Genomic DNA, 23,955 nt, shown 5'->3' with positions numbered 1-23,955 from the left:
GGATCGAGGGCAGTGGGCAAGAGAAGACGCGTCAAGGAACGGCGGCGGAGACCGGCCGTGCTCGGCGGGCTGCTCGCCGTGGCGGTCGCCGGGGCGGGCTTCGGCGCGTACGCGCTGTACGGCGGCGCGGCGGGCGGGGGCCGGACGGTGGCGACGGCCGCGTCCGCGGGGAAGGACAGGGCGCCGGCCAGGACCGGCCCGCTGTCCGCGGCGGAGGTCGCCACCGCCGCCCGGACGTTCCTGTCGGCCTGGCAGCAGGGCCGGGTGGCCGACGCTGCGGCCTCGACCGACGACGCGAGCGCGGCCCGGGCGCTGCTGACCGGGTACGCCGAGGACGCCCATGTCGGACAGCTCACCCTGACCGCGGGCGCCCCCGCGGGCGACTCGGTGCCGTTCGCCGTCGCCGGCACGGTGGCCTACCCGGGCGCGGGCAGCAAGCCGCTCGCCTACCGCAGCAGCCTGACCGTCGTGCGGCGCTCCGGCGACGGAGCGCCGGTGGTCGACTGGCACGCCTCCGTCGTCCACCCCGACCTCCGGGACGGCGACACCCTGGCGACCGGCGAGTCCGGCATCCCGCCCGTCAAGGCCCTGGACCGGCACGGCGGGGAGATCACGGCGGCGAAGTACCCGTCGCTGGGCACCGTCCTGGACGGGCTGCGCGAGAAGTACGGCAAGAAGGCGGGCGGCCGGGCCGGGGTGGAGCTGCGGGTGGTCCGCGGTCCGGCGTCGAAGGCGAAGAAGCTCTCCGACAAGACGCTGCTGGAACTGAGCAAGGGCACTCCGGGCACGGTGCGGACCACGCTGAGCCCGGTCTACCAGGCGGCCGCGGAGCAGCAGGTCGCCAAGTGGTCGAAGGCGTCGGTGGTGATGGTGCGCGCGTCGACGGGTGAGATCCTCGCCGTGGCGAACAGCGGCCACGGCTTCAACGTGGGCTTCCAGGGGATGCTGGCACCCGGCTCCACCATGAAGATCGTCACCTCGTCGATGCTGATCGAGAAGAACCTGGGGTCGGCGGACAGGCGGCATCCCTGCCCGAAGACGTTCACCTACGGCGGGTGGAAGTTCCACAACGACGACTACTTCGAGATCAGGCACGGCACGCTCAAGGCGAGCTTCGCACGCTCCTGCAACACGGCCTTCATCAGCCAGGCACCGAAGCTCGGCAACGGCGACCTGACGCGCCAGGCCCAGCAGGTGTTCGGCCTGTCGATGAACAACTGGTCGGTGGGCGTGCCCACCTTCGACGGCTCGGTGCCGGTGCAGTCGGCCGCCCAGATGGCGGCCTCGCTGATCGGCCAGGGCGGAGTGCGGATGAACCCGCTGAACATGGCGTCGGTCTCGGCGACGGTGCAGTCGGGCGTCTTCCACCAGCCGTACCTGGTCCCGCCGAGCGTGGACGGCCGCAAGCTGGCGACCGCCTCGCGCACCATGTCGGCGGCCACGGTGGGGCAGTTGCGCGAGATGATGCGGTTCACGGCGGCCTACGGCACGGCGGCCGTGGCGATGCGCGGGCTCGGGCCGCGTGCCGGCGCGAAGACCGGTTCGGCGGAGGTCGGCGGGCAGGAGAAGCCCGACGGCTGGTTCACGGCGTTCCGGGGCGACCTCGCGGCGGCGGGCGTGGTCCAGGCGGGCGGCCACGGCGGCGACACGGCGGGCCCGATCGTGGCCTCGCTGCTGCGGATGGGCGGCTGAGGCGGCCCACCCGGGACGGGCGGCTGAGGCGGCCCGCCCGCACTCGTGGAGAACCCCTGGCGGGCGCGGCCTGCCGACCCACCGGGGCCCGTGGGGAACGCCGGAGCCCGTGGGGCCCGTGGGGCCCGTGGGGAACGCGGGAGCCCGTGGGGCCCGTGGGGCCACCGGGGCCCGTGGGGCCCGTGGGAGCCCGTGGGGCCCGCCGGGGCGCCGGCGGTGGGCCGGCTATGCCGTCAGGTGGGTGCGGCGCAGGAAGCTCGTCAGCGCCTTCGACTCGAACTCCACGACGGAGACGCCCTGCGCGGAGTGGAACTCGACGACCGCCTGGACGCGCCCGCACGGCCACACGCGCACCTGGCCGGTCCCGGCCGGGGTGCGCAGGCCCTGTTCCAGCAGGGTGCGGGAGACGGTCCACTCGTGCGTGCCGGGCAGTCCGACGCGGACCGAGCGCGGGTCGTCGGGATCGAATCTCAGGACGACCGGGACCGCTCCCGCGTCCTCCTCCGGGTCCGCGTCGGTGACGATGCGGGCTCGTGCGTACTGCTCGACCACAGACATCGGCAAACCCCTTACGCTGAGTGACCGACAGGGAAGCCGTGCATCCGCTTCCTTCCCAATGTCGCACATTTTCCGCAGTACGCCTCCCGGACCGGCACGCCTCGCAGCGCCCCCGCAGCGACCCTCCGCAGCCGCCCCCCGCCGTCGCCGCACCACCTACGTGACGACCTGCTCGCTCTTGCAAGTCGTTCGCATTAAGGCACTATCATCGTCCCGTGCACGTACCCGACGGATTCATCAACGCCCCCGTGTCCGCGGCGACCGGAGTCCTCGCCGCGGGCGCCGTAGCCGTGAGCCTGCGCGGCGCCCGCCGCGAACTGGACGAGCGGACGGCGCCGCTGGCCGGGCTGGTGGCGGCGTTCATCTTCGCCGTCCAGATGCTCAACTTCCCGGTCGCCGCCGGAACCAGCGGACATCTCCTCGGCGGCGCGTTGGCAGCGATCCTCGTCGGCCCGTTCACCGGGGTGCTCTGCGTGTCCGTGGTCCTGCTCATGCAGGGCATCCTCTTCGCCGACGGCGGTCTGACCGCGCTCGGCGTGAACATCACCGACATGGCGCTCACCACGACGGTCGTCTCGTACGCCGTCTTCCGCCTGCTGGTGAAGGTGCTGCCGCGCCGCCGGCGCTCGGTCACCCTGGCGTCCTTCGCCGCCGCTCTGGTCTCCGTCCCGGCAGCCGCCGTCACCTTCACGCTGATCTACGCCGTCGGCGGCACCACGGACGTGTCCCCCGGCAAGGTGGCCACCGCGATGATCGGCGTGCACGTGCTGATCGGCATCGGTGAGGCCGCGATCACCGGCCTGACGGTGAGCGCCGTGATCGCGGTACGCCCCGACCTCGTGTACGGGGCACGCGACCTGCAGCAGCGCCTGAAACTCCGGGTGAACGGCACCCTGGTCGACGCACCGGCGCCCGAGGCGGCGCGCCCGGCCCCCGCCACCGCGCGCACCTCCCGGCGCCGGCTGTGGCTCGGCGGCCTCGCCGCCTCCCTCGTCCTCGCCGGCTTCGTCAGCTTCTACGCCTCGTCCAGCCCCGACGGCCTGGAGAAGGTCGCCCACGACCAGGGCATCGACCAGAAGGCCCGGCAGCACGCGGCCGCCGACTCCCCGCTCGCCGGCTACGGCGTCAAGGACGTGTCGGACGCCCGCCTGTCCGGCGGGCTGGCGGGCGTGATCGGCGTCGGCGCCACGATCACCGCGGGCAGCGGCGTGTTCTGGGTGGTACGCCGACGGCGCACCCGGGACGTGTCCCCCGCGTCCACGACCCCTGCCACGGAGAACATCTGACATGGGCGCCGGACACGCGCACAAGCTCTACCGGCACGGCCACTCCCCCGTGCACGCCCTGCCGCCGCACACCAAGCTGGCCGCCGCCTTCGCCTTCGTGGTCGTCGTGGTGTCCACCCCCCGGGAGGCGATGTGGGCGTTCGCGCTGTACGCCGTCCTGCTGGGCGCCGTCGCCCGCCGCGCCCGGGTACCGGCCGGCTTCCTGCTCAAGCGGCTGCTGATCGAGGTGCCGTTCGTCGCGTTCGCGGTGCTGATGCCCTTCGTGGCGGAGGGCGAGCGGGTGGACGTCCTGGGGCTGTCGCTGAGCGTCAACGGACTGTGGGGGGCCTGGAACGTGCTCGCCAAGGGCACGCTGGGCGTCGCCGCCTCCGTGCTGCTGGCCGCGACCACGGAGCTGCGCGAACTCCTGCTGGGCCTGCAGCGGCTGAAACTGCCGCCGCTGCTCGTGCAGATAGCCTCCTTCATGATCCGCTACGGCGACGTCATCACCGACGAGATGCGGCGGATGCGGATCGCCCGCGAGGCGCGCGGTTTCGAGGCGCGGGGCGTGCGGCACTGGGGGGTGCTCGCCAAGAGCGCGGGTGCCCTGTTCATCCGCTCCTACGAGCGCGGGGAGCGCGTGCACCTGGCCATGGTCAGCCGCGGTTACGCCGGCACGATGCCGGTGATCGACGAGGTGACCGCCACCCGCGCCCAGTGGTCGTCCGCGCTGACCCTCCCGTTCACGGCCCTGCTCGTCTGTCTGCTGGGATGGACCCTGTGACCTCTTCTGCACACCCCTCACTGGACGTGGCCGGACTGGCCTTCGCCTACCCCGACGGCCACCAGGCCCTGTTCGGCGTGGACTTCACCCTCGCCCGCGGGGAGCGGGTCGCGCTGCTCGGACCGAACGGCGCCGGCAAGACGACGCTGGTGCTCCACCTCAACGGCATCCTGGCCGGCGGCGCGGGGACCGTGCGGGTGGCCGGGCTGCCCGTGGACAGGCGGCACATGGCCGAGATCCGGCGCAAGGTCGGCATCGTCTTCCAGGACCCCGACGACCAGCTGTTCATGCCGACCGTCCGCGAGGACGTCGCCTTCGGCCCGGCCGCGGCCGGGCTGCGGGGCGCCGAGCTGGAGGAGCGGGTGGACCGGGCGCTCGCCCGGGTCGGCATGGCGGAGTTCAAGGACCGCCCGCCGCACCACCTGTCCTTCGGCCAGCGGCGCCGGGTGGCGGTGGCGACGGTGCTCGCGATGGAACCCGAGATCCTCGTCCTGGACGAGCCGTCCTCGAACCTGGACCCGGCCTCCCGCCGCGAACTCGCCGACATCCTGCGCTCCCTGGACGTGACGGTTCTCATGGTCACCCACGATCTGCCCTACGCCCTGGAGCTGTGCCCCCGGTCGCTGATCCTGAGCGAGGGCGTGATCGCGGCGGACGGCCGGACCGCGGACCTGCTCGCCGACGAGGACCTGATGCGCGCCCACCGCCTGGAGCTGCCCTTCGGCTTCGATCCGCGTTCGGTGGCCACCGGCGCCTGACCGCGCCCGTCCGGACACCGGCGCCCGACCCCACCGTCCGGACACCGGCATCCCACCCCACCGTCCGGGCACCGGCATCCCACCCCACCGTCCTGGCACCGGCGCCTGACCTCGCCGTTCCGGGCGTCGGCGGCCGAGGAATCACAGGCGGCCCCCCGTTGTTGCACCCACTGTCGCAGGCGAACGAAAGAGAAGAGGGCGTGGACGTGGGTGCGGACGTGCACGGAACGGTGGCCGAGGGCTTCGAGCCGGTCAGGGACGCCTTCCTCCGCAACTTCGCGGCACTCGGCGAACGGGGCGCCGCCGTCGCCGTCTACCGGGACGGGCGCAGGGTCGTCGACCTGTGGGGCGGCACCAGGGACTTCGACGGTTCCGCTCCCTGGGAGCGCGGCACGGCCCAGGTCGTGCGGTCGGCCACGAAGGGCGTCGCCGCCGCCGTACCGCTGATGCTGCACCAGCGCGGCGCGCTCGACCTGGACGCCCCGGTCGGCTCGTACTGGCCGGAGTTCAAGGCGCACGGCAAGGAACGGCTGACCGTGCGGCACCTCCTGAACCACCGGGCGGGGCTGCCGGTCCTGGACCGCCCGCTCACCCCGGCCGAGGCCCTGGACCCCGCCCGCGGGGCGGAAGCCGTGGCCGCGCAGACCCCCGTCTGGGAACCGGGCACCGACCACGGCTACCACGCGCTGACCTACGGCTGGCTGCTGGACGAGACGGTGCGGCGGGTGACCGGCCGCGGTGCCGGCGAGTGGATCGCGGCGGAGATCGCCGGACCGCTGGACGCCGAACTGTGGCTGGGGCTGCCGGAGTCGGAGGCGGTCCGGGTCGGCCGTTCCGGGTCCGTGGAGGGACCGGAGCCGACCGGCGCCCTGCGCGCGCGCCCGAAGCGTTCCGTCACCGACGCCTACGCCGATCCGGCCTCGCTCACCCGCCGTGCCTTCGCCGCGATCACGCCGTTCCCCGACCACAACGACCCCGTGCAGCGTGCCGTGGCCCAGCCCGCCGCGAACGGCATCGCCACGGCGGACGGGCTCGCCCGCTTCTACGCCGCGCTCCTCGCCCCCGTGGACGGCACGCGGCTGTTCGCCCCGGACACGGTGGAGCGGGCACGCGCCGAGGAGTCCGCGGGCCCGGACCGGGTGCTGGTGGTGAACACCCGCTTCGGCCTCGGCTACATGCTGCACGGCCCCGCGTCCCCGCTGCTCGGCACGGGCTCCTTCGGGCACCCCGGGCGCGGCGGCTCCCTCGGGTTCGCCGACCCGGAGACCGGGGTGGCCTTCGGCTACGTCACCAACGGCTTCCGCAGGACCGTGACCGCCGACCCGCGTGCGCAGGCACTGGTCCGGGCGGTGCGCACCTCGCTCGGGGGCCTCACACGTTGATCGGGTGCGACCGGTGCCCGGAGGCCGTGTCGATCTCGTCGTGCGCCTTGGTCAGCAGTTGCATCGCGAGTTCGTTGAGCGCCCGGGCTCCCGCGATCTCCTCTCCCACCCGAGGCTGATTGCTGTCGGTGCGGTGCCGGGTGGCGTGCCCGTGCCCCCGTACCTCCGTGCCGTCGGGCAACCTCACGAGCGCCGCCGCGCGCGTGTGCTGCTCGTCCTCCTGGAACTCCAGCTCGACATGCCAACCCACAGTGGTGTGCATCATGACGATCACCTCCGGAACACCTTCCTCCAGGGTGCCCCCGGCCACGCGCGCCCGCACCACGCCGCACCACACCGGATCCCACCCCGCCGGCCCCCGCAGAACCCGCAGTCCCGCAGTCCCGCAGTCCCGCAGTCCCGCAGTCCCGCAGTCCCGCAGTCCGGCAGTCCGGCAGTCCGGCAGTCCGGCAGTCCGGCAGTCCGGCAGTCCGGCAGTCCGGACCACGGATATCGTGCCGTCCGGGTCCGGGTCCGGGTCCGGGTCCGGGCCCGGGTCCGGACGGCACGGTGCCGGTGAGGGCGCCCCGTCCCCACGGAGCCCTCACCGGCGGTCTGTGTCGAAGCGGTGCGTCAGGCGCGCACCAGCTCCTTGTCCTCGTCCCCGTCCCGGACGTGGCCGTCGGACACGGTCCGCAGGCCCTCTCCCTCGACGTCCACGTTGGGCAGCACGCGGTCCAGCCACTTCGGCAGCCACCAGGCCCGCTTGCCCAGCAGGGCGAGGACCGCGGGGACGATCGCCATCCGGACGACGAACGCGTCGAAGAAGACGGCGATCGCGAGACCGAAGCCGATCATCTTGATCATGGCCTCGCTGGAGCCGATGAAGCCGGAGAAGACGGCGATCATGATGACCGCGGCGGCGGTGACGACCCGCGCGCCGTGCCGGAAACCGGTCACCACCGCCTGGCTCGGCTTCTCCCCGTGGACGTGGGCCTCCCGCATCCGGGTCACGAGGAACACCTCGTAGTCCATGGCGAGGCCGAAGACGACGCCCACCATGAAGATCGGCATCATCGACATGACCGGCCCGGTCTCCTCCACGCCCATCAGTCCGGACAGCCAGCCCCACTGGAAGACCGCGACCACGGCACCGAGAGCGGCGAGCACGCTCAGCAGGAAGCCGAGGGCCGCCTTCAGGGGGACCAGGATCGAGCGGAAGACGACGATCAGCAGCAGGAAGGCGAGGCCGACGACCAGGGTCAGGTACGGCAGCAGCGCGTCGTTCAGCTTCTGCGAGACGTCGATGTTCATCGCCGTGGAACCGGTGACGTAGATCGTCGCGTCGGTGGCGGAGGTGATCCCGTCGCCCGCGTCCCGGATGGAGTGCACCAGGTCCTCGGTCGTGGCCGAGGAGGGCTTCGAGTCGGGGATCACGGTGATGGTGGCGGTGTCGCCGGCCTTGTTGGCCGTCGCCGGGGTGACCGTGGCGACGTCGTCCATGCCCTTGATCTCGTCGTGGACCCGGGAGAAGGCGGCCTTCGGGTCGTCGCTGCCGCCGGCGTCGACCACGACCATCAGCGGTCCGTTGAAGCCGGCGCCGAAGCCCTCCGAGAGCAGGTCGTAGGCGCGCCGCTGGGTGGTGGACGTCGGCTGCGAGCCGTCGTCCGGGAGGCCGAGTTCGAGCGAGGCGGCCGGGACGGCGGCGGCTCCCAGGCCGACCACGCCGAGCAGCAGCACCGCGAGCGGGCGGCGCACCACGAAGCTCGCCCAGCGCGTGCCCATGTTCGGGCGGCCGGGGTTCTTCGGCGGGCGGCCGCCGCCGAACAGCCGGCTCCGCTCGCCGGTCGGCTTCACCTTGCGGCCCGCGTAGCCGAGCAGGGCCGGGATCAGGGTGAGTGCGATGAGGACCGCGATGGCGACCGTGCCGGCCGCGGCGACGCCCATCTTCGTCAGCATCGGGATGTTGACGACCGACAGGCCGACCAGCGCGATGACCACCGTCAGACCGGCGAAGACCACCGCGGAGCCCGCGGTGCCGACCGCCCGCCCGGCGGCCTGCTCGCGCTCCCGCCCCTCGGCGAGTTCGGCGCGGTAGCGGGAGACGATGAACAGGGCGTAGTCGATACCGACCGCCAGGCCGATCATGGTGGCCAGGGTCGACGTCGTGGAGCCGAGGTCCAGGACGCTCGCCAGGGCGGTGATCGACGACACGCCGATACCGACGCCGATCAGGGCGGTGAGCAGGGGCAGACCGGCCGCCAGCAGCGAGCCGAAGGTGATGACCAGCACCACCGCGGCGATGGCGATGCCGATGACCTCGGTGGATCCGGTCTCGGGCACGGCGGTGAGCGCGTCACCGCCGACCTCGACGGTCAGCCCGGCGTCCCGCGCGTGCTGCGCGGCGCCCTTCAACGCGTCCTTGTCGGCGTCCTCCAGCTCCATGCCGGAGACCTTGTACTTGACGGAGCTGTAGGCGATCGTGCCGTCCTTGCTGACGGCGTTGCCGGTGTACGGGTCGGCCACGGAGGCGACCTCGGAGCCGTCGGACAGCTCGTGCACCGTCTTCTCGACGGTCGCCTTGTGGTCGGCGTCGGTCATCTTCTCGCCCGCGGGCGCCTTGAAGACGACCCGGGCGGTGGCGCCGTCGGCGCTCATCCCGGGGAAGCGCTGCTCCAGCAGGTCGAAGGCCTTCTGGGCCTCCGTCCCGGGGATGGAGAAGGACGTGGTGCCGGGTGCCGGGGCGCTGGCCGCGCCGACACCCGCGAGCGTCAGCAGGGCCACCCAGATCAGGGCGACGAAATGCCGTCGCCGGAAGGCGAGCCGGCCGAGTTTGTAGAGGAACGTGGCCACGAGGGCGTACTCCCGGTCAGGTCGTGGGGTGGTTCAGGGCAGGGGTGGTCAGCCCGACGACGTGAGCGGTCGCGTCAGGTGCGTGATGCGGGGTGGTGCGGACGGGGAGTCCGGGGCGGGTCCGTGTCTTCCCGCCGCCCGGGGCTCGGGGGCCGGGGTCCGGCCGTCACGGCAGGGTTCCGGTGCTCCGGTGCTCCGGGGGCGGGCGGATCCGCGGGTGGGGGCTCGGGGGTGTCAGGTGGTGGGGACGCCGAGGGCGGGGAGGACGACGGCGTCGATGTACGAGAGGAGGAACGCCTGCGTGGGAGGCTGGTCCTCGATCAGTGCCCGGGTGGCGAAAGCGCCGATGAGCATGTGCACCACATACTCCCGGGCCGGGTTGTCGGCGCGGACCTCGCCGCGGTCGACGGCCCGCTGGAGCACGGCGCGGAACTCCGCCATCTCCGGCTCGACCAGTAGTTCCCGGAACGCCCGCAGCAGGTCCGGGTTGCTGTGGACCGCCATGAACAGGCCCCGCATCAGTGCGGAGTTCTGCTCCATGGTGCAGTCGTCCTCCCGGGCCACCAGGGCCTGGAAGTCGCCCCGCAGGGTCCCGGTGTCGATCTCACCGGGACGGCCCGGCTTGTCGTGCCGGATCGCCCGGGCCACCAGTTCCGGCTTGCCGCCCCACTGGCGGTAGAGCGTCGCCTTGCTGGACCGGGTGCGGGCCGCCACGGCGTCCATGGTGAGGGCGTCGTAGCCGACCTCGCGCAGCAGGTCGAGCACGGCCCCGTACAACTCGGCCTCGCGTTCGGGAGTGATGCGGCTGCGGCGCACTGTCGCTGCCTCGGTCATGTCACCGCCTCCTTCCGGCGTCGAGCGGAACGGAACCGTTTCGTATGCCTCGAGAGTAGCGCACCCCGGCAACGAAACGAAACGGTTTCGTACGTGTTCCGGGTCACGAGTGTCAGCTCCGCATAAGTTGCCCGGTCCCGCACCGCGGAAAAGCATGGGGACGTGAGCTACCTGCGCCTCCCCCACCTCAACGGCGACCTGCTGTGCTTCGTGTCCGAGGACGATCTCTGGCTGGCCCCGCTCGACGGACCGGGTCGCGCCTGGCGCCTCACCGTGGACCGCACCAAGGCCGGCCAACCGCGCTTCTCGCCCGACGGCACCCTCGTGGCCTACACGAGCTGGCGCAGTCTCGCCCCGGAGATCCACCTGGTGCCCACCGCAGGCGGGGAGAGCCGCCGGCTGACGTACTGGGGCAGCACGGACACCCGGGTGTGCGGCTGGAACCCGGACGGCGACATCCTCGCCGTCGCCTCCCACGGCCAGCCCTTCTCCCACTTCACCTGGGCCTACAAGGTCACCACCGGAGGCGACCCGGGCGGGCGGCTGCCCTGGGGACCGGTCACCGACATCCAGACCGCCGACCTGGACGGGGAGCGGCGCACCCTGCTGCTCACCGGCACCCCGCCGCACGAGCCGGCCGCCTGGAAGCGCTACCGGGGCGGCGCCACCGGACGCCTCTGGCTGCACGGACGGCGACTGCTGGCCGACCTGGGCGGCCACCTCGCCTGCCCCATGCTCGTCGGCGGCCGGGTCGCCTTCCTCTCCGACCACGAGGGCGTCGGCAACCTGTACTCCTGCGCCCTCGACGGATCCGACCTGCGCCGCCACACCGACCACGACGCCTGCTACGCCCGGCACGCCTCCAGCGACGGCACCCGGGTGGTCTACCAGTGCGCGGGCGACCTGTGGATCGTCGACGACCTGTCCGCGGACTCCGCACCGCGCCGGATCGACGTCCGGCTGTCCGGACCGCGCGCCGGACGGCGCCCGTACCAGGTGGCCGCCGCGCAGCACCTGGACGACCTCTCCGTCGACCGGACCGGCCGGGCGAGCGCCGTCGTCGTCCGCGGCAGCCTGTACTGGCTCACCCACCGGGACGGCCCCGCCCGCACCCTCTCCGACACCCCGGGCGTGCGGGTACGGCTGCCGGAGATGCTGGGCTCGGGCGACCGGGTCGCCTGCGTGACCGACGCCGAGGGCGAGGACGCCGTCCAGATCGCCTACCCGCCGCGCGCGACCGGCGACCGGGCACCGCGCCTGCTGGCCGCCGGCCGGCTGGGCCGGGTGCTGGAGATGGTCGCCGACCCGCAGGGCGAGCGGCTCGCCGTCGCCTCGCACGACGGCCGGCTGCTGCTGGTCTCCCTGACCGGCGAGGCGGACGCGGCCGTGGAGGCCGTGGAGGCGGCAGAGGCAGTGGAGACGGCAGACGCGGGAGCCTCGGGAACAGCGGGAACAGCGGGAGCGACGGAATCGGCGCGAACGGCGGGTGCAGGCACAGGCACGAACGCAGGCACAGGCACGAACGCGGGCGCGGGCACGAACGCGGGCGCGGGCACGAACGCGGGCGCGGGCGCGGGCACGAACGCGGGCGCGGGCACGGAGGGAACGGTCACCGAGTTGGTCCGGTCGCTCAACGGGCCGGTGCGGGACCTGGCCTTCTCCCCGGACGGCACCTGGCTCACCTGGTCCCATCCGGGCATCGGCCGCTCACTCCGGCAGATCAGGATGGCCCGGATCAAGGACGGGCTGATCGTCGACGTCACCGACGGCCGCTTCGAGGACGAGAACCCGGTGTTCACCAGGGACGGCCGCTACCTCGCCTTCCTCTCCTGGCGCGGCTTCGACCCGGTGTACGACGTGCACACCGGCGACCTGTCCTTCCCGCTCGGCTGCCGCCCCTACCTCGTACCGCTGTCCTCGGCGACCCCCTCCCCCTTCGCGCTCAGCCCCGAGGGCCGGCCCGCCGCCGGAGGCCTGGACCCGGTGCAGGGGGAGGACGAGCGCGCGAACGGTGCGGTGACCGTCGAGGTGGAGGGGTTGGCGAACCGGGTGGTGCCCTTCCCGGTGACCGCCTCCAAGTACTCGGCGCTGCGCCCGGTCGCGGGCGGCGGGCTGGTCTGGCTGCGCTGGCCGATCTCCGGAGCGCTGGGCGAGACCTTCGCCAACCCCAACGACGTGAGCGGCAGGCCGACCCTGGAGCACTTCAACCTCGTCCGGGCCAAGAAGGCGGAACTCGTCGGGGACCTGGACCGGTTCGCGGTCAGCGGCGACGGCAGCCGGCTGGTCGTGGTCGACGAGGGCGACCTGCGGGCGGTGCCCGCCACCGAGATCGGTGACAGCGACACGACCGTCTGGATCGACGTACGGCGCATCCTGCACGAGGCCCACCCCGGCACCGAGTGGCGCCAGGCCTACGAGGAGGCCGGCCGGCTCGTCCGCGGCTACTTCTGGGACCCGGGGATGTGCGGGATCGACTGGGAGGCGGTGCTCGCCCAGTACCGGCCGCTGGTCGACCGGGTCGCCTCCCCCGACGAGTTCGCCGACCTGCTCCGCGAGGTACTGGGCGAGCTGGGCACCTCGCACGCCTACGTCGCCGCGGCCCGCCGCAACGAGGGCCCGCCGCACTACCAGCGCCCGCAGGGCCTGCTGGGCGCCAACCTCGTCCGCCGGGACGGCGGCTGGACCGTCAGGCGGATCCTGTCCGGCGACTCCTCCGACTCCAAGGCCCGCTCACCGCTGGCCGGCACCGGCATCCGGGAGGGCGCCGTCCTCACCCACGTGGACGGCCGCCCGGTGGACCCGGTCGCCGGGCCGTACCCGCTGCTCGCGGGCGCCGGCGGTACGACGGTGGAGCTGACCTTCACCCCTGCGGAGGGCGGCGGCCGCTCCCGGCGCGTCGCCGTGGTCCCGCTGACCGACGAGCGGCCGCTGCGCTACCAGGACTGGGTCGCCAAACGCCGTGAGGTGGTGCGGGAGCTGAGCGGCGGCCGCTGCGGCTACCTGCACATCCCCGACATGGGCGGCTCGGGGTGGGCCCAGTTCAACCGGGACCTGCGGATGGAGATGTCCCGGCCCGCGCTGATCGTGGACGTGCGCGGCAACGCCGGCGGCCACATCAGCGAACTGGTGGTGGAGAAACTGACCCGGACCATCCTCGGCTGGGACCTCACCCGCAACGCGCAGCCGGTGTCCTACGCCTCCCACGCCCCCCGCGGACCCGTGGTCGCCCTGGCCGACGAGGCGACCAGCTCCGACGGCGACATGATCACGGCCGCTTTCAAGCTGCTGAAACTCGGTCCGGTCGTCGGCCAGCGGACCTGGGGCGGGGTCGTCGGCATGACCGGCCGGCACCGCCTGGGCGACGGCACGGTGATCACCGTGCCGATGAACGCGGCCTGGTTCGACGCCTACGGCTGGTCCGTCGAGAACCACGGCGTCACCCCCGACGTCGAGGCGCTGCGCACCCCGCTGGACTGGGCCGAGGGGCGCCACGCCCAACTGGACGACGCGGTGCAGCTCGCGCTGGAGATGCTGGAGACCAACCCGCCGGCCACTCCGCCGGACCTCCTGGGCGTGCCCGACCGTTCACGGCCGGCCCTGCCGCCCCGGCCGGCGCCGCCCCCACCGACGTCTTGACGGCCGGGGCGACGCCGGCTGGAACGGTTCGGCCGGGACGGTTCGGCCGGGACGGTTCGGCGGCGGGCGCGGCCCGACGGCCGGGGCGATGTCGGCCGGGGGCGGCTCGGCGGCGGCCGGGAGCGGTACCCGCAGCGGGCAACGGCCGCCGGCACGACGACGGGGTGCCCCGCAGCGCGGGACACCCCGTCCACACCGGCGCCGAAGCCGGGGCCGACCGGAACTACATGTCGTAGTCCTGGTCGAAACGCTCCTGCGCGTCCCGCTCCGCGTCATCCCGCTCCGGGCGGCCGCGCTGCGGCTGCTGCGGCTGCTGCGGCTGCTGCCGGGAGGAGCGCTCGCCGGCCTCCTCCCGGCCCTGGCCGAACTTCTTCTTGGCCTGCTGCTGCATCTGCTCGGCCTGGTCCTGGAACTTGTCCTTCATACCCATGTGGGTTCACTCCCGTGGTGGGTGGAATCTGGGGGCCGCGACCGTCGTCGACGGGTCGGCCGGATCGGCCGCTCCGCGTCGAACGCGGTGCGACCTCGACCAGACTCACACGGGCGATAACCCTGCGCATGTCGATCACTTACGGTGCGTGACGCGCTCCTGTTCGTCGGCGGCGCCGCCGGCACCGACCAGTCCGGTCCGCACCTGCTGCAGCCTCTCCCCGAACCGCCGCATCTCGCGCTGGCCGACGGTTCCGATCAGTCCGGGCAGGTACCCGCGCACCCCCTGCATGCCGCGCAGCCACCACTGGCCGTAGACGTGACTGGAGCGCCGCTCCACACCGGCGACGATCCGGTCCACCGCCGGGCCGAGCGGGTACGTCTTGTTGGACGGCCAGGGCAGCCGCTGCCGCAGCTCCCGCATGACCTCGTCCTGGTCGGCCCCGCGGACCATGTCGGTGTCCGTCCACGACAGGTAGCCGACGCCGACCCGGACGCCCCGGTGGCCGACCTCTGCCCGCAGGCTGTGCGCGTAGGCCTCCACGCCCGACTTGGAGGCGCAGTAGGCGGTCATCATCGGTGCCGGGGTGATGGCGGCGAGGGAGGCTATCTGGAGCAGGTAGCCCCGGCTCTCCATCAGCGCCGGCAGGAAGGCCCGGGCGGTGACCGCCGAGCCGACGAGGTTGACCTCGATCACGCGGCGCCAGGACTCCGGATCGGAGTCGGCGAACGGGCCGCCGGTCGCGACGCCCGCGTTGGCGACGACGATGTCCACCTTCCCGAACCGCTCCCTGACCTCCCGCGCGACCCGGGTCATCGCCTCGTGGTCGGTGACGTCGGCATGCCAGTGATCGCTCTCGCTGTGGAGCCGTCCGGAGACCTCCTTGAGGGCCTCCGGCTCCAGCCCGACCAGCGCGACCTTGGCGCCGCGCGCCGACAGCTTGCGTGCGAGCAGTTCACCCACGCCCCGCGCGGCCCCGGTCACGACCGCGACCTGCCCCTCCAGACCGACCTTGCTCATGCGCCCTCCCTGATCCGTGCGTCCGCCTGCTGCCCGTCCGCCCCGTGGTCGCCCGTGCCTTGCCCGTCCGACTCACGGTCGCCCGGCCCCTGCCCGTCCGACTCGTGCTCGCCCGCCGCCCGCGCGGCAGCCCGCCGCGCGCCGGTCGCCTGCGCCTTCGGCTCCGCCTCCGCTTTCGGCTCCGCCTCGGAGGGCTGCTCTTCCTCCGCGGCCGGCGCCGCCTCCGCGGGCGTTCCCCGCGCCGCGGGCGGCTCTTCCCCTGCCGGCGCCCCCTGCGCCGCGGGGGGCGGGGGCGCTTCATCCGCCGGTGACTCCTCCGCCACCGGTGGAACTTCGTCCGCCGGTGACTCCTCCGCCGTCCGCGGCTTGGGAAGGCGCGGATCGGCCGCCCGCTGCGGCGCGGTGCACGAGTCCGTCAGATACGTCGCGGTCAGCTCCCGGATCCTCCGGGTCACCAGCTCGGGCGCCTCCATGGGAGTCATGTGGCCGAGGCCCGGCAACTCGGCGACACCGAGGCAGTCCGGCAGCATGGCGGCCAACTCCCGCGCGTGCAGCGGCGGGGTGAGCCGGTCCACCGTCCCCACGATCACCGCGGCCGGCACCCTCAGCTCCCGTACCCCTCGGTCGAGGTCGAGCCCGTCGAGCACCTGCGACCAGGCGTGCCGCACGGTGCGCGGGCAGGCGTGCACGATCCGAGCGCAGGCGTCCACCGCATACGGGGCCGAGCGGCGGCCCATGGTGCCGTACCTGAGGATGCGCCGGGCCAGTGGCGTGACCGGTCCGAGCGGGGCGCGGGTGCCGAGGATCCGCCGGGTCAGCCGGGTGCGCAGCGGGCCGGGCCGAAGGGGCAGCACGGTGGACGAGGCGACCAGGTTCGAGCTGCCGGTGCTGCACAGCAGCACCGCCGCGGCGTGGTCGCGGAAGCCCTCCCGCGCCGCGGCCGCCATCACCGTCATGCCGCCCATCGAATGCCCGGCGATCACCGCGCGCTCGCCCGGGGCGAGCGTGGCCGCGAGCACGGCTTCCAGGTCGTCGGCGAGCGCGTCCGTACTGCACGCGTCGCTCGCGGGGCTGCGTCCGTGGCCGCGCTGGTCGTAGGCGATGACCCGGTGGTCCACCGCCAGGTCGCGGATCTGCGCCGCCCAGAAGGCGGTCGAGCACGTCCAGCCGTGGGAGAGCACCACGGCCGGGGCGGCGTCGGGACCGTGCACCTCCACGTGCAGCCGGGCGCCGTCGGAGGAGACGGCGGTCAGCTCGCGCCCCGGGGCGGGCGGGGCGAAGGGGCCGGTGGCGACGTGCGTCAGGCGACTCACGCGCCCACCTCCGCACCGCTCTGCGCACTGCCCGCACCGCTCTGCGCACTGCCCGCGCCGCTCTGCGCACCGCGCGAAGCGCGCGCACCGTCCGGCCCGGGGGCACCGTCCGGCCCGGGGGCAGCGTCCGGCCCGGGGGCAGCGTCCGGCCCGGGGGCAGCGTCCGAGGCGGCGCCGGCGTGCTCGACCGCGCCCGCGCCCTCACCGGCGGTGTCCGCGTCCGCGCGTGCGTCGTGCGTCGCCTCCCCGGCGCGCAGTACCCGGTACTCGGCCAGGTCCACCCGTCGCGTCGCCCGCCGGAACTCGCTGGTGGTGCCGGGCCAGACGGTGGTGTTGCGGCCGTTCTCGTCCAGGTACCAGCTGGTGCAGCCGCCGGTGTTCCACACCGTGCGCTCCATGCGCTCCTGCACCCGCCGGTTCCAGGCGTGCACCGCGCTCGGCCGGGCGTCGAGGGCGGCGCGGCCGCCGAGGACGCGGAGCTGGCGGAGGTAGTCGGCCATGTAGTTCAGCTGGGACTCGATCATGAGGATCATGGAGGAGTTGCCCAGGCCGGTGTTGGGCCCGATGATCGTCATCCAGTTGGGGAATCCGGCCGCGGAGGCACCGCGCAGGGCCTCCATCCCGTTCGTCCAGGTCTCGGCGAGGGTCCTGCCGTCGGCGCCGACGACCCGCTCGGCGATCGGCATGTCGGTGACGTGGAAGCCGGTGCCGAAGACGATCGCGTCGACCTCGGCCTCGGTGCCGTCGGCCGCCACCAGGGTGGAACCGCGGACCTCGCTCAGTCCGCCGGCGACGACGTCCACGTTGGGCTGGGCGAGCGCCGGGTAGTACGCGCTGGACAGCAGGATCCGCTTGCAGCCGATGCGGTAGTCCGGGGTGAGCTTGGCGCGCAGCTCCGGGTCCTTGATGGCGCGGGCCATGTTGCGCTTGGCGAGCTTCTCGACGAAGCCGAGTTCGTCGGGGTGCTTGGTGAAGGCCTGGACCTGCAGTTCGCGGATGCCCCACAGCAGTCCGCGGCGCAGTTGCGTGGTGAGCGGAACCTGCCGGTGCAGCCACCGCTCGGCGCCGCTGATGGGCCGGTCGACGCGGGGCATCACCCAGGCCGGGGTGCGCTGGAAGAGGGTGAGGCGGCCGACCCGGGGCTGGATGGACGGCACGATCTGGATGGCCGAGGCGCCCGTGCCGATCATCGCCACGCGCTTGCCGGTCAGGTCGTGGTCGTGGTCCCAGCGAGCGGAGTGGAAGACCTTGCCGGGGAAGGAGTCCAGGCCCGGGATGTCCGGGATCTTCGGATCGGACAGCGGTCCGGTGGCGGAGACGACGACGTCGGCGGTGAGGTCGCCGCCGGTGGTCTCGATGCGCCAGCGCAGTCGCTCGCCGTCCCAGGTCATCCGCTTCACCTCGGAGTCCAGGCGGATGTGGGGGCGCAGTCCGAAGGTGTCGGCGACGTGCTCCAGGTAGGCGCGGATGTGCTCCTGGCCGGAGAAGGTCCGCGGCCAGTCTGGGTTGGGCGCGAAGGAGAACGAGTACAGGTGGGAGGGCACGTCGCAGGCGCAGCCGGGATAGCTGTTGTCACGCCAGGTGCCGCCGACGCTGCCGGCCCGCTCCAGGACGACGAAGTCGGTGATCCCTTCGCGGCGCAGCCGCACGGCCGCTCCGAGGCCACCGAAACCGGACCCGACCACCGCCACCCGTACATGCTCGTGCTCAGCCATGCCGAAGCTCCTTCACCGTCCTGCGACGATCGACGTCCGACTCTGCCAGTAAACACTGGCGCAATGGGGAGAGTAGAGGAGCCGCGTACCGATGGGTAGGGGGCGGGCAGGGAAAGTTACCGGCGGTACAACATAGGCTTCCCCCGTGGAAGAGAAGCGTGAATACCGCATGGAGGAGCTGGCCGACCTGGCCGGCATCACGGTGCGCACCCTGCGCTTCTACCGTGAGCGCAAGCTCCTCCCGCCACCGCGCCGCGAGGGCCGCATCGCCTGGTACGACGAGCACCACCTGGCCCGCCTGCGGACGATCTCGGCGCTCCTGGAGCGGGGGCACACGCTGAGCGCCATCGGGGAGCTGACCGAGGCCTTCGAGAACGGCCGCGACATCAGCGAGATCCTCGGGCTCGCCCAGCCCTCCGAGGAGACCCCGATCCGGCTCACACCGGAGGAACTCGCGGACTACTTCGAGGGCGAGGTGACGCCGGAGAACCTGGCCGCCGCCCTGGACCTCGGCTACATCGGCGTGGACGGCGACGAGATCGTCCACGTCAGCCGCAGGCTGCTGGAGGTGTCCTCGATCCTGGTGCACGAGGGGCTGCCGCTCGCCGCGGTCATGGCGGCGGGCCGGCGGGTGCGCGAGCACGCGGACGCACTGGCCGGCCTGTTCGCCGAGCTGCTCGACACCTACGCCTCCACCACCGACGCCGAGCGCCTGCGCCCGCTGGCCAAGGCGGTCGTGGAGGCGGAGCTGTCGATGGCCCTCGACCGCCGACTGACCAAGCGGGACTAGGTCGGACTAGGCCGCGTCGAAGAACACGGTGACCGGAGCGTGGTCCGACCAGCGCTCCGCATGGCTGGCCGCCCGCTCCACGACCGCCTTGACGGCCCTCCCGGCCAGCCCGGGCGACGCGGCGGCGAGGTCGATCCGCCACCCCGTGTCGTTGTCGAACGCCCTCCCCCGGTACGACCACCAGGTGTACGGCCCCTCCACCCCCGGGTGGAGGGCACGCACGACGTCGGTGTAGCCGCCGTCCGCGGGGTCGAGGACCCGGGTCAGCCACTCCCGCTCCTCCGGCAGGAAGCCGGAGTTCTTGGTGTTGCCGCGCCAGTTCCTGAGGTCGGCCTGCTGATGGGCGATGTTCCAGTCACCGCACACCAGGACCTCCCGGCCGTCGGCCGCCGCCCGCTCCCGCAGCTCCTTGAGGTGGGCGAGGAACTCCCCCATGAAGCGGAACTTCTCGTCCTGCCGCTCGGTGCCGACCTGTCCGGAGGGCAGGTAGAGCGAGGCGACCGTGAGCCCCGGAAGGTCCGCCTCGACGTACCGGCCGGCGGCGTCGAACTCGGCGGAACCGAAGCCGACCCTGACCCGGTCGGGCTCCCGCCGGGTGTACAGGGAGACGCCCGCGCGGCCCTTGGCGGCGGCGGGGGCGTGCACCACGTGCCAGCCCTGCGGGGCCCGGACGTGCTCGGGCAACTGGTCCGGCTCGGCTCTCACCTCCTGCAGGCACAGCACGTCGGCCTGCGTGCCGGCGAGCCACTCCGCGAAGCCCTTCTTCGCGGCGGCCCGCAGCCCGTTCACGTTGACGGAGGTCACGGTCAGCACAGCACTCTCCTCGCCGCCACCGCCGGTCCGTCGCCAGGACGCGTTCTGCGAGGCCGCGGTGAGCACCAAGGCACGATACCGGCAGGCCGGACGACGTCCCGCCGCTCCTCCACAGGCCCGAGTGTCAAAATACGATGACCCGTATGAACCTCCGCCGTGTCCCCTTCGACCACCCCGACGCCCTCGAACTCAACGACGAGGTCCAGGCCGAGTACCACGTCCGCTACGGCGACGGCGGCGACGCCACCCCGCTCGCCGCGTCGGACTTCGCACCGCCGAACGGCATGTACGTGATCGCCTACGACGAGAGCGACCGGCCCGTCGCCACCGGCGGCTGGCGCACCCAGGACCGCAACGACGAGGGCTACCAGGACGGCGACGCCGAGCTGAAGCGCATGTTCGTCGTGGCGGAGATGCGCGGCCGGGGACTGGCCCGGCGGCTACTGGCCGCCCTGGAGGAGGACGCCCGCGCCTCCGGGCGCACCCGCATGGTCCTGGAGACCGGCACCAAGCAGCCGGAGGCCATCTCCCTGTACACCTCCAGCGGCTACGCGCCGTGCGTGAAGTTCGGCTACTACCGCTCCTACGAGGAGAGCCGCTGCTTCGCCAAGGCACTCTGAGTACGGCGGGGCGGGTCGGCCCCCGCCCCGCCGGCAGCACGACAGCGCGGCAGCGCGACAGCGCGGCAGCGCGACAGCGCGACAGCGCGACAGCACCGGCTCGGGAGGTCCGGGAAGCTCGGGAGGCCGGGAAGCTCGGGAGGCCGTTCCCCGTCGGCTCATCCGAAGCGGCGCACGCGCCGCCCGCCCCTGTGAACTCCGCAGCGCACTCCCGGATGCACGCCCCGGAGCGCGTACCCGGACCGGGTCGCCGGACCGGGTCGCCGGACCGGGTCGCCGGCCCGGGTCGCCGGCCCGTGGGCAGGCAGAGCACCCCCTCCCGGAACGGCACAGCACGCAGGGCCCCGGGTCATCCGACCCGAGCGTCGTCGCCCCGCCCGGCCACACCGATGACGATCTTCCCGGCGCCTCGGGTCTCGGCGAAGGCCCGCTGGGCGTCGTGCAGACGGGTCAGCGGGAAGCGGGCGGCGATCCGCGGCGCCAGTACGCCCGCCCGTGCCGCGCCGGCCAGGGTGGCGAAGTGCGCGCGGGTGTGCATGGAGGATCCGATGAGCGTGATGTTGTGCAGGTAGAGCCGGCGCAGGTCGAACTCCACGACCCTGCCGCCCACGGCCCCCGCGATCACCCAGCGCCCGTCGTCGCGCACCTCCGGCAGCAGCATCCCGAGGAACGGCCCGCCGACGACGTCGGCCACCGCGTCCACACCGTACGGGGCGAGCGCCCTCACCCGCGCCGCCAGGTCCTCCGCGTCCCGGAGCAGGACGTGCGCGGCCCCGGACTCCCGTACGGCGTCGGCGTTGGCCGGGCTGGTGACGGCCACCACCTCGGCGCCCCGGGCGGACGCCATCTGGACGAGCGCCAGCCCCACCCCTCCGGAGGCTCCGGTGACCAGCAGCAGCTCCCCCGAGCGCACCCCGGCGCGCTCCAGCATGCCCGTGGCGGTGCCGTAGGCGACCGGCAGACATGCCAGTTGCTCGTCCGTCAGGGGACTCCCGGTCATGTCGTGCACGTGATCGGCGTCCACGACCACGTACTCGGCGAACCCGCCGTCGATCTCGCTGCCCAGGAACCCGACCGGCGGTGTGTCGTCGCCGCCGTCACGGTAGAGCCCGGGGTCGACCAGCACACGCCGCCCCAGGAGTTCCGCGGGGGCCGCCGGGCCGAGGGCGCTGACCACACCCGCGACGTCGCCGCCCTGGATCCGGGGGCAGTCGATCGGCCCCAGCCAACCCGACACCGCGTTCGGGTCCTCGGGACTGCCGTAGGCCCCCTCCCGCGTCCAGATGTCGGTGTTGTTCACCGCCGCGGCGGTGACCCGGACCCGCACCTGACGGGGTCCGGGTTCCGGCACCGGCCAGTCGCTGCGGATCTCCAGCATGTCCGGGCCTCCGTGGCCCGTGAGCACAGCAGCAGTCATCAGATCGTCCACGCGGAGAACTCTATGCAGAATGCGCCGATAGCCCCACTTGCCACCAAAGACCCCTTTTCCTGACGCGGCCACCACCGCTGGTCTCCCCCGATCACGGTGCTGACCGAAGAATCCTGACAGAGGCCACTGACAGCGGCTGCGCGGTCCGGGCCGGCGTGAAGTACGCCGGGTTCGGCAACAGCTGCCGGACATGGGCCAGGATGGCTATGGAGGTGGGTTTCGAGAACGTCTGTTGCTCGGCGGCAGGAACGCTCCGAGCTTCGGCGTGAACGGACTGCCGGCAATCCGTTCGCGTGGCTTCCTACCGGCCTCGTACGGTCTGCGCATGACGAGGACAACGCCAGCGAGACCGGTGTCCGTGGAGGCCGTGTTCCCGGAGCTGGCCGCCCACCGCGGCCGGACGACCCGGCTGCACCCCAGGCCGGGGCGGCCAGGCATGCGCGACAGCCATATCGGTGGGCCGATGCTGTGGCCGGACGGCGAGCCTTGGCCGGTATGCCACGAGCCGCACCAGCGCGAGACCGAGGGGTACGCACCGGATGAGATCCGCAGGGCCCGGGCCGCAGGCGCCCGGCCGTCGAGCAGGCCGTGGCCCAGGGCCGGAACGCCCGGGGAGGAGGGACCGGTACCGTTCGTGGGGCTCGCCCAGTTCTTCCGCCGGGACATCCCGGTCCTGGCTGCCGGCCCGGACGATGCGGACCTGGCTCAGCTTTTCCGCTGCCCCTTCGCCCACGGCCCGTACCTGGAGCGCCGCTACCGCCTGGTGTGGCGTCAGGCAGCGGAGACTGAACGCGCGGAACGCTTCCTCGCCGCTGCGCCTGAAGTGCCCCTGCTGCGATGGGAGCACGAACTTCCCGAACCGTGTGTCCTGCATCCCGAAGAGGTGGACACCTATCCCTGGGCGGAGGACGGCACGCTGCCCGCCCCACTGATCGCCCGCATCGACGCATGGGACGACGCCCAGGCGACGGAGCACGGCCCCGACGCTCCCAACTACCAGGGCGACCTTTCGATCCCGCCCGGCTGGCGGGTCGGCGGCTTTCCCAGCTGGGCGTCGACGGGCCCGATGGCCGTCGACTGTGCGGCCTGCGCAACGCCGATGCGGCTGCTGCTGACGGCCGAGGGCTACGAGATGGACGGTGGTTCGCACAGCTGGGTGCCGCTGGAGGACCGCGACCCGTCGCTGCGGGGGATGGCCTCGATCCAGGGTGGTCGGTCCGTTGCCCAACCCACGAGGCTCCGCTTCGGCCGGGACCGGGACCTGCACGTTTTCACCTGTCAGGCCGACCCCGGACACCCGCCCCAATGGGTTCTCTCCTAGGGCCTTGTGCGCTTCGGTGCGACGGACTTGGCCGGCGAGCCGACCGCTGCAGGCTGCCGCTGCGCGACACGCGCAGAGCCCTGTTCCTTCAACGGCAGGGCCGAGAAACACGGCATCGACGTCTCCGACCCCGCGAAGCGGCTCGCACACGGACGCGTCGCGCAGACCGTCCTCCTCGCGCTGATGATCTGCAGCATCAACCTGCACATCCTCTTCGCCTGGCGCCAGAACACCGGCTCCCAAACAACCGGGCCATCCAGGCGATCAAGACGCTCGCCGGATCGGTGCCCCCGCCACCCGACACGGCCGACCTGCCACCGCCCGGAAAGGCGACCTCCAGACGACTGCCTGACGCCCCAGAGCAAGCCAGCAGGATGCCGCACGCGCAGGAGTTGCCCCACCGCGTCTCACGCACTCGAATCACCCCGGATCGCCACCCGGCCCCCATCGGCAACCACCCCGTGGACCCGCCCGCATTCGGACACCACCTCGAACAGACCCCGGAAACGCCGAGATCCCGCCCGATCAATCAGATCGGACGGGATCTCGTGAACTCTCCCTGAGTGAACTTAAGAACAGTCGATGCGTGGGGGGGGTTCACGAGTACGGCTCAGCGACGTACGGTGCGAGTCGGAAATCGCTTCCCGAATGGCGAGTGATCGTTTCCCGGAAACCGAGTCGTCGAGTCAGCCCTTGATCAGCGGGTCGTAAGGCTCATTCTCGGGTGTGAAGATCAGGACGAACTCTTTGCCCTCCTCGGTGG

At 73.0% G+C, this 23,955-nt stretch carries 18 protein-coding genes and 1 pseudogene; 9 read left to right on the top strand and 10 right to left on the bottom strand.

Annotated elements, in window-relative coordinates; all coding sequences use genetic code 11:
* Positions 1-12: 12 nt before the first annotated feature.
* The gene (locus tag ACL02U_RS08560; RefSeq protein ID WP_412790061.1) at positions 13-1,692 is read left to right on the top strand and encodes a penicillin-binding transpeptidase domain-containing protein; all 1,680 of its coding nucleotides are present in this window, start codon (positions 13-15) and stop codon (positions 1,690-1,692) included.
* 225 nt (positions 1,693-1,917) lie between these two features.
* Here the strand turns inward: ACL02U_RS08560 and ACL02U_RS08555 are convergent, their stop codons facing one another.
* Entirely contained in the window at positions 1,918-2,250 is a 333-nt protein-coding gene (locus tag ACL02U_RS08555) for an SsgA family sporulation/cell division regulator (RefSeq protein ID WP_412790060.1), read from the bottom strand.
* Positions 2,251-2,465: 215 nt separating this feature from the next.
* Here ACL02U_RS08555 and ACL02U_RS08550 point away from each other — a divergent pair, with 215 nt between their 5' ends.
* The 4 genes from ACL02U_RS08550 (at position 2,466) to ACL02U_RS08535 (ending at position 6,439) form a co-directional block, all read left to right on the top strand.
* Complete coding sequence (locus ACL02U_RS08550) at positions 2,466-3,536, top strand: energy-coupling factor ABC transporter permease (protein WP_412790059.1); 1,071 nt, start codon at positions 2,466-2,468, stop codon at positions 3,534-3,536.
* Between the two features lies 1 nt (position 3,537).
* Positions 3,538-4,299, top strand: coding sequence for a cobalt ECF transporter T component CbiQ (gene cbiQ / locus ACL02U_RS08545; protein ID WP_412790058.1), 762 nt, complete (start codon positions 3,538-3,540; stop codon positions 4,297-4,299).
* Positions 4,287-5,057, top strand: a complete 771-nt coding sequence (locus ACL02U_RS08540; protein ID WP_412790057.1) for an energy-coupling factor ABC transporter ATP-binding protein — start codon at positions 4,287-4,289, stop codon at positions 5,055-5,057. The genes cbiQ and ACL02U_RS08540 overlap by 13 nt, the downstream gene beginning before the upstream one ends.
* A 200-nt stretch (positions 5,058-5,257) precedes the next feature.
* Positions 5,258-6,439, top strand: coding sequence for a serine hydrolase domain-containing protein (locus ACL02U_RS08535; RefSeq protein WP_412790056.1), 1,182 nt, complete (start codon positions 5,258-5,260; stop codon positions 6,437-6,439).
* On the opposite strand, the gene ACL02U_RS08530 is transcribed toward ACL02U_RS08535, so the two are convergent.
* From ACL02U_RS08530 to ACL02U_RS08520, 3 genes are all read right to left on the bottom strand, one after another.
* Positions 6,429-6,704 carry a DUF1876 domain-containing protein gene (locus tag ACL02U_RS08530; protein WP_412790055.1) on the bottom strand — a complete coding sequence of 92 codons (276 nt, stop codon included), beginning with the start codon at positions 6,702-6,704 and terminating at the stop codon, positions 6,429-6,431. The two genes, ACL02U_RS08535 and ACL02U_RS08530, sit on opposite strands and share 11 nt — an antisense overlap.
* A gap of 347 nt (positions 6,705-7,051) precedes the next feature.
* A complete protein-coding gene (locus ACL02U_RS08525; protein ID WP_412790054.1) occupies positions 7,052-9,271 on the bottom strand; it encodes an MMPL family transporter in 2,220 nt (739 codons plus the stop codon).
* A 234-nt stretch (positions 9,272-9,505) separates the two neighbouring features.
* Positions 9,506-10,105, bottom strand: coding sequence for a TetR/AcrR family transcriptional regulator (locus ACL02U_RS08520; RefSeq protein ID WP_412790053.1), 600 nt, complete (start codon positions 10,103-10,105; stop codon positions 9,506-9,508).
* 162 nt (positions 10,106-10,267) lie between these two features.
* Between ACL02U_RS08520 and ACL02U_RS08515 the strand changes: the two genes are divergently transcribed.
* Positions 10,268-13,741 carry a S41 family peptidase gene (locus tag ACL02U_RS08515; RefSeq protein WP_412790052.1) on the top strand — a complete coding sequence of 1,158 codons (3,474 nt, stop codon included), beginning with the start codon at positions 10,268-10,270 and terminating at the stop codon, positions 13,739-13,741.
* A 223-nt stretch (positions 13,742-13,964) separates the two neighbouring features.
* On the opposite strand, the gene ACL02U_RS08510 is transcribed toward ACL02U_RS08515, so the two are convergent.
* The 4 genes and pseudogenes from ACL02U_RS08510 to ACL02U_RS08495 all read right to left on the bottom strand — a co-directional run bounded on the left by ACL02U_RS08510 (position 13,965) and on the right by ACL02U_RS08495 (position 18,219).
* Positions 13,965-14,171 (bottom strand): hypothetical protein, encoded by a 207-nt coding sequence (locus ACL02U_RS08510; RefSeq protein ID WP_412790051.1) that lies wholly within the window; start codon positions 14,169-14,171, stop codon positions 13,965-13,967.
* Positions 14,172-14,306: 135 nt separating this feature from the next.
* Positions 14,307-15,191, bottom strand: a complete 885-nt coding sequence (locus tag ACL02U_RS08505) for an SDR family oxidoreductase (RefSeq protein ID WP_412790050.1) — start codon at positions 15,189-15,191, stop codon at positions 14,307-14,309.
* A gap of 416 nt (positions 15,192-15,607) precedes the next feature.
* Positions 15,608-16,504, bottom strand: a pseudogene (locus tag ACL02U_RS08500) (alpha/beta fold hydrolase); the annotation flags it as partial.
* Positions 16,501-18,219: an NAD(P)-binding domain-containing protein gene (locus ACL02U_RS08495; RefSeq protein WP_412790049.1), complete on the bottom strand. Its 1,719-nt coding sequence runs from the start codon at positions 18,217-18,219 to the stop codon at positions 16,501-16,503. The gene ACL02U_RS08495 and the pseudogene ACL02U_RS08500, both read right to left, overlap by 4 nt.
* Before the next feature lie 169 nt (positions 18,220-18,388).
* Between ACL02U_RS08495 and ACL02U_RS08490 the strand changes: the two genes are divergently transcribed.
* Entirely contained in the window at positions 18,389-19,009 is a 621-nt protein-coding gene (locus ACL02U_RS08490) for a MerR family transcriptional regulator (RefSeq protein WP_412790125.1), read from the top strand.
* Between the two features lie 6 nt (positions 19,010-19,015).
* Here ACL02U_RS08490 and ACL02U_RS08485 read toward each other — a convergent pair whose 3' ends face one another.
* On the bottom strand, positions 19,016-19,822 hold the full coding sequence (locus tag ACL02U_RS08485; RefSeq protein WP_412790124.1) for an exodeoxyribonuclease III: 807 nt from the start codon (positions 19,820-19,822) through the stop codon (positions 19,016-19,018).
* A 143-nt stretch (positions 19,823-19,965) separates the two neighbouring features.
* Here ACL02U_RS08485 and ACL02U_RS08480 point away from each other — a divergent pair, with 143 nt between their 5' ends.
* The gene (locus tag ACL02U_RS08480) at positions 19,966-20,442 is read left to right on the top strand and encodes a GNAT family N-acetyltransferase (protein WP_412790048.1); all 477 of its coding nucleotides are present in this window, start codon (positions 19,966-19,968) and stop codon (positions 20,440-20,442) included.
* 349 nt (positions 20,443-20,791) lie between these two features.
* On the opposite strand, the gene ACL02U_RS08475 is transcribed toward ACL02U_RS08480, so the two are convergent.
* Entirely contained in the window at positions 20,792-21,859 is a 1,068-nt protein-coding gene (locus tag ACL02U_RS08475) for a zinc-binding dehydrogenase (protein ID WP_412790123.1), read from the bottom strand.
* 337 nt (positions 21,860-22,196) lie between these two features.
* Between ACL02U_RS08475 and ACL02U_RS08470 the strand changes: the two genes are divergently transcribed.
* Positions 22,197-23,192, top strand: coding sequence for a hypothetical protein (locus tag ACL02U_RS08470; RefSeq protein ID WP_412790047.1), 996 nt, complete (start codon positions 22,197-22,199; stop codon positions 23,190-23,192).
* Positions 23,193-23,955 lie beyond the last annotated feature (763 nt).

It is taken from the genome of Streptomyces sp. MS06 (assembly GCF_047200655.1).
Lineage (GTDB): Bacteria > Actinomycetota > Actinomycetes > Streptomycetales > Streptomycetaceae > Streptomyces.
Note: the sequence above shows the minus strand (reverse complement) of the source record. Positions and strands in the feature narration are given on the sequence as shown.

Bases quoted from the DNA above. Each gene is read 5' to 3' on its own strand.
- ACL02U_RS08495 (WP_412790049.1), bottom strand. From the start codon at position 18,219: ATGGCTGAGCACGAGCATGTACGGGTGGCGGTGGTCGGGTCCGGTTTC.
- ACL02U_RS08480 (WP_412790048.1), top strand. From the start codon at position 19,966: ATGAACCTCCGCCGTGTCCCCTTCGACCACCCCGACGCCCTCGAACTC.
- ACL02U_RS08555 (WP_412790060.1), bottom strand. From the start codon at position 2,250: ATGTCTGTGGTCGAGCAGTACGCACGAGCCCGCATCGTCACCGACGCG.
- ACL02U_RS08520 (WP_412790053.1), bottom strand. From the start codon at position 10,105: ATGACCGAGGCAGCGACAGTGCGCCGCAGCCGCATCACTCCCGAACGC.
- ACL02U_RS08505 (WP_412790050.1), bottom strand. From the start codon at position 15,191: ATGAGCAAGGTCGGTCTGGAGGGGCAGGTCGCGGTCGTGACCGGGGCC.
- cbiQ (WP_412790058.1), top strand. From the start codon at position 3,538: ATGGGCGCCGGACACGCGCACAAGCTCTACCGGCACGGCCACTCCCCC.
- ACL02U_RS08510 (WP_412790051.1), bottom strand. From the start codon at position 14,171: ATGGGTATGAAGGACAAGTTCCAGGACCAGGCCGAGCAGATGCAGCAG.
- ACL02U_RS08475 (WP_412790123.1), bottom strand. From the start codon at position 21,859: ATGACTGCTGCTGTGCTCACGGGCCACGGAGGCCCGGACATGCTGGAG.
- ACL02U_RS08530 (WP_412790055.1), bottom strand. From the start codon at position 6,704: ATGATGCACACCACTGTGGGTTGGCATGTCGAGCTGGAGTTCCAGGAG.
- ACL02U_RS08490 (WP_412790125.1), top strand. From the start codon at position 18,389: ATGGAGGAGCTGGCCGACCTGGCCGGCATCACGGTGCGCACCCTGCGC.
- ACL02U_RS08540 (WP_412790057.1), top strand. From the start codon at position 4,287: ATGGACCCTGTGACCTCTTCTGCACACCCCTCACTGGACGTGGCCGGA.
- ACL02U_RS08470 (WP_412790047.1), top strand. From the start codon at position 22,197: ATGACGAGGACAACGCCAGCGAGACCGGTGTCCGTGGAGGCCGTGTTC.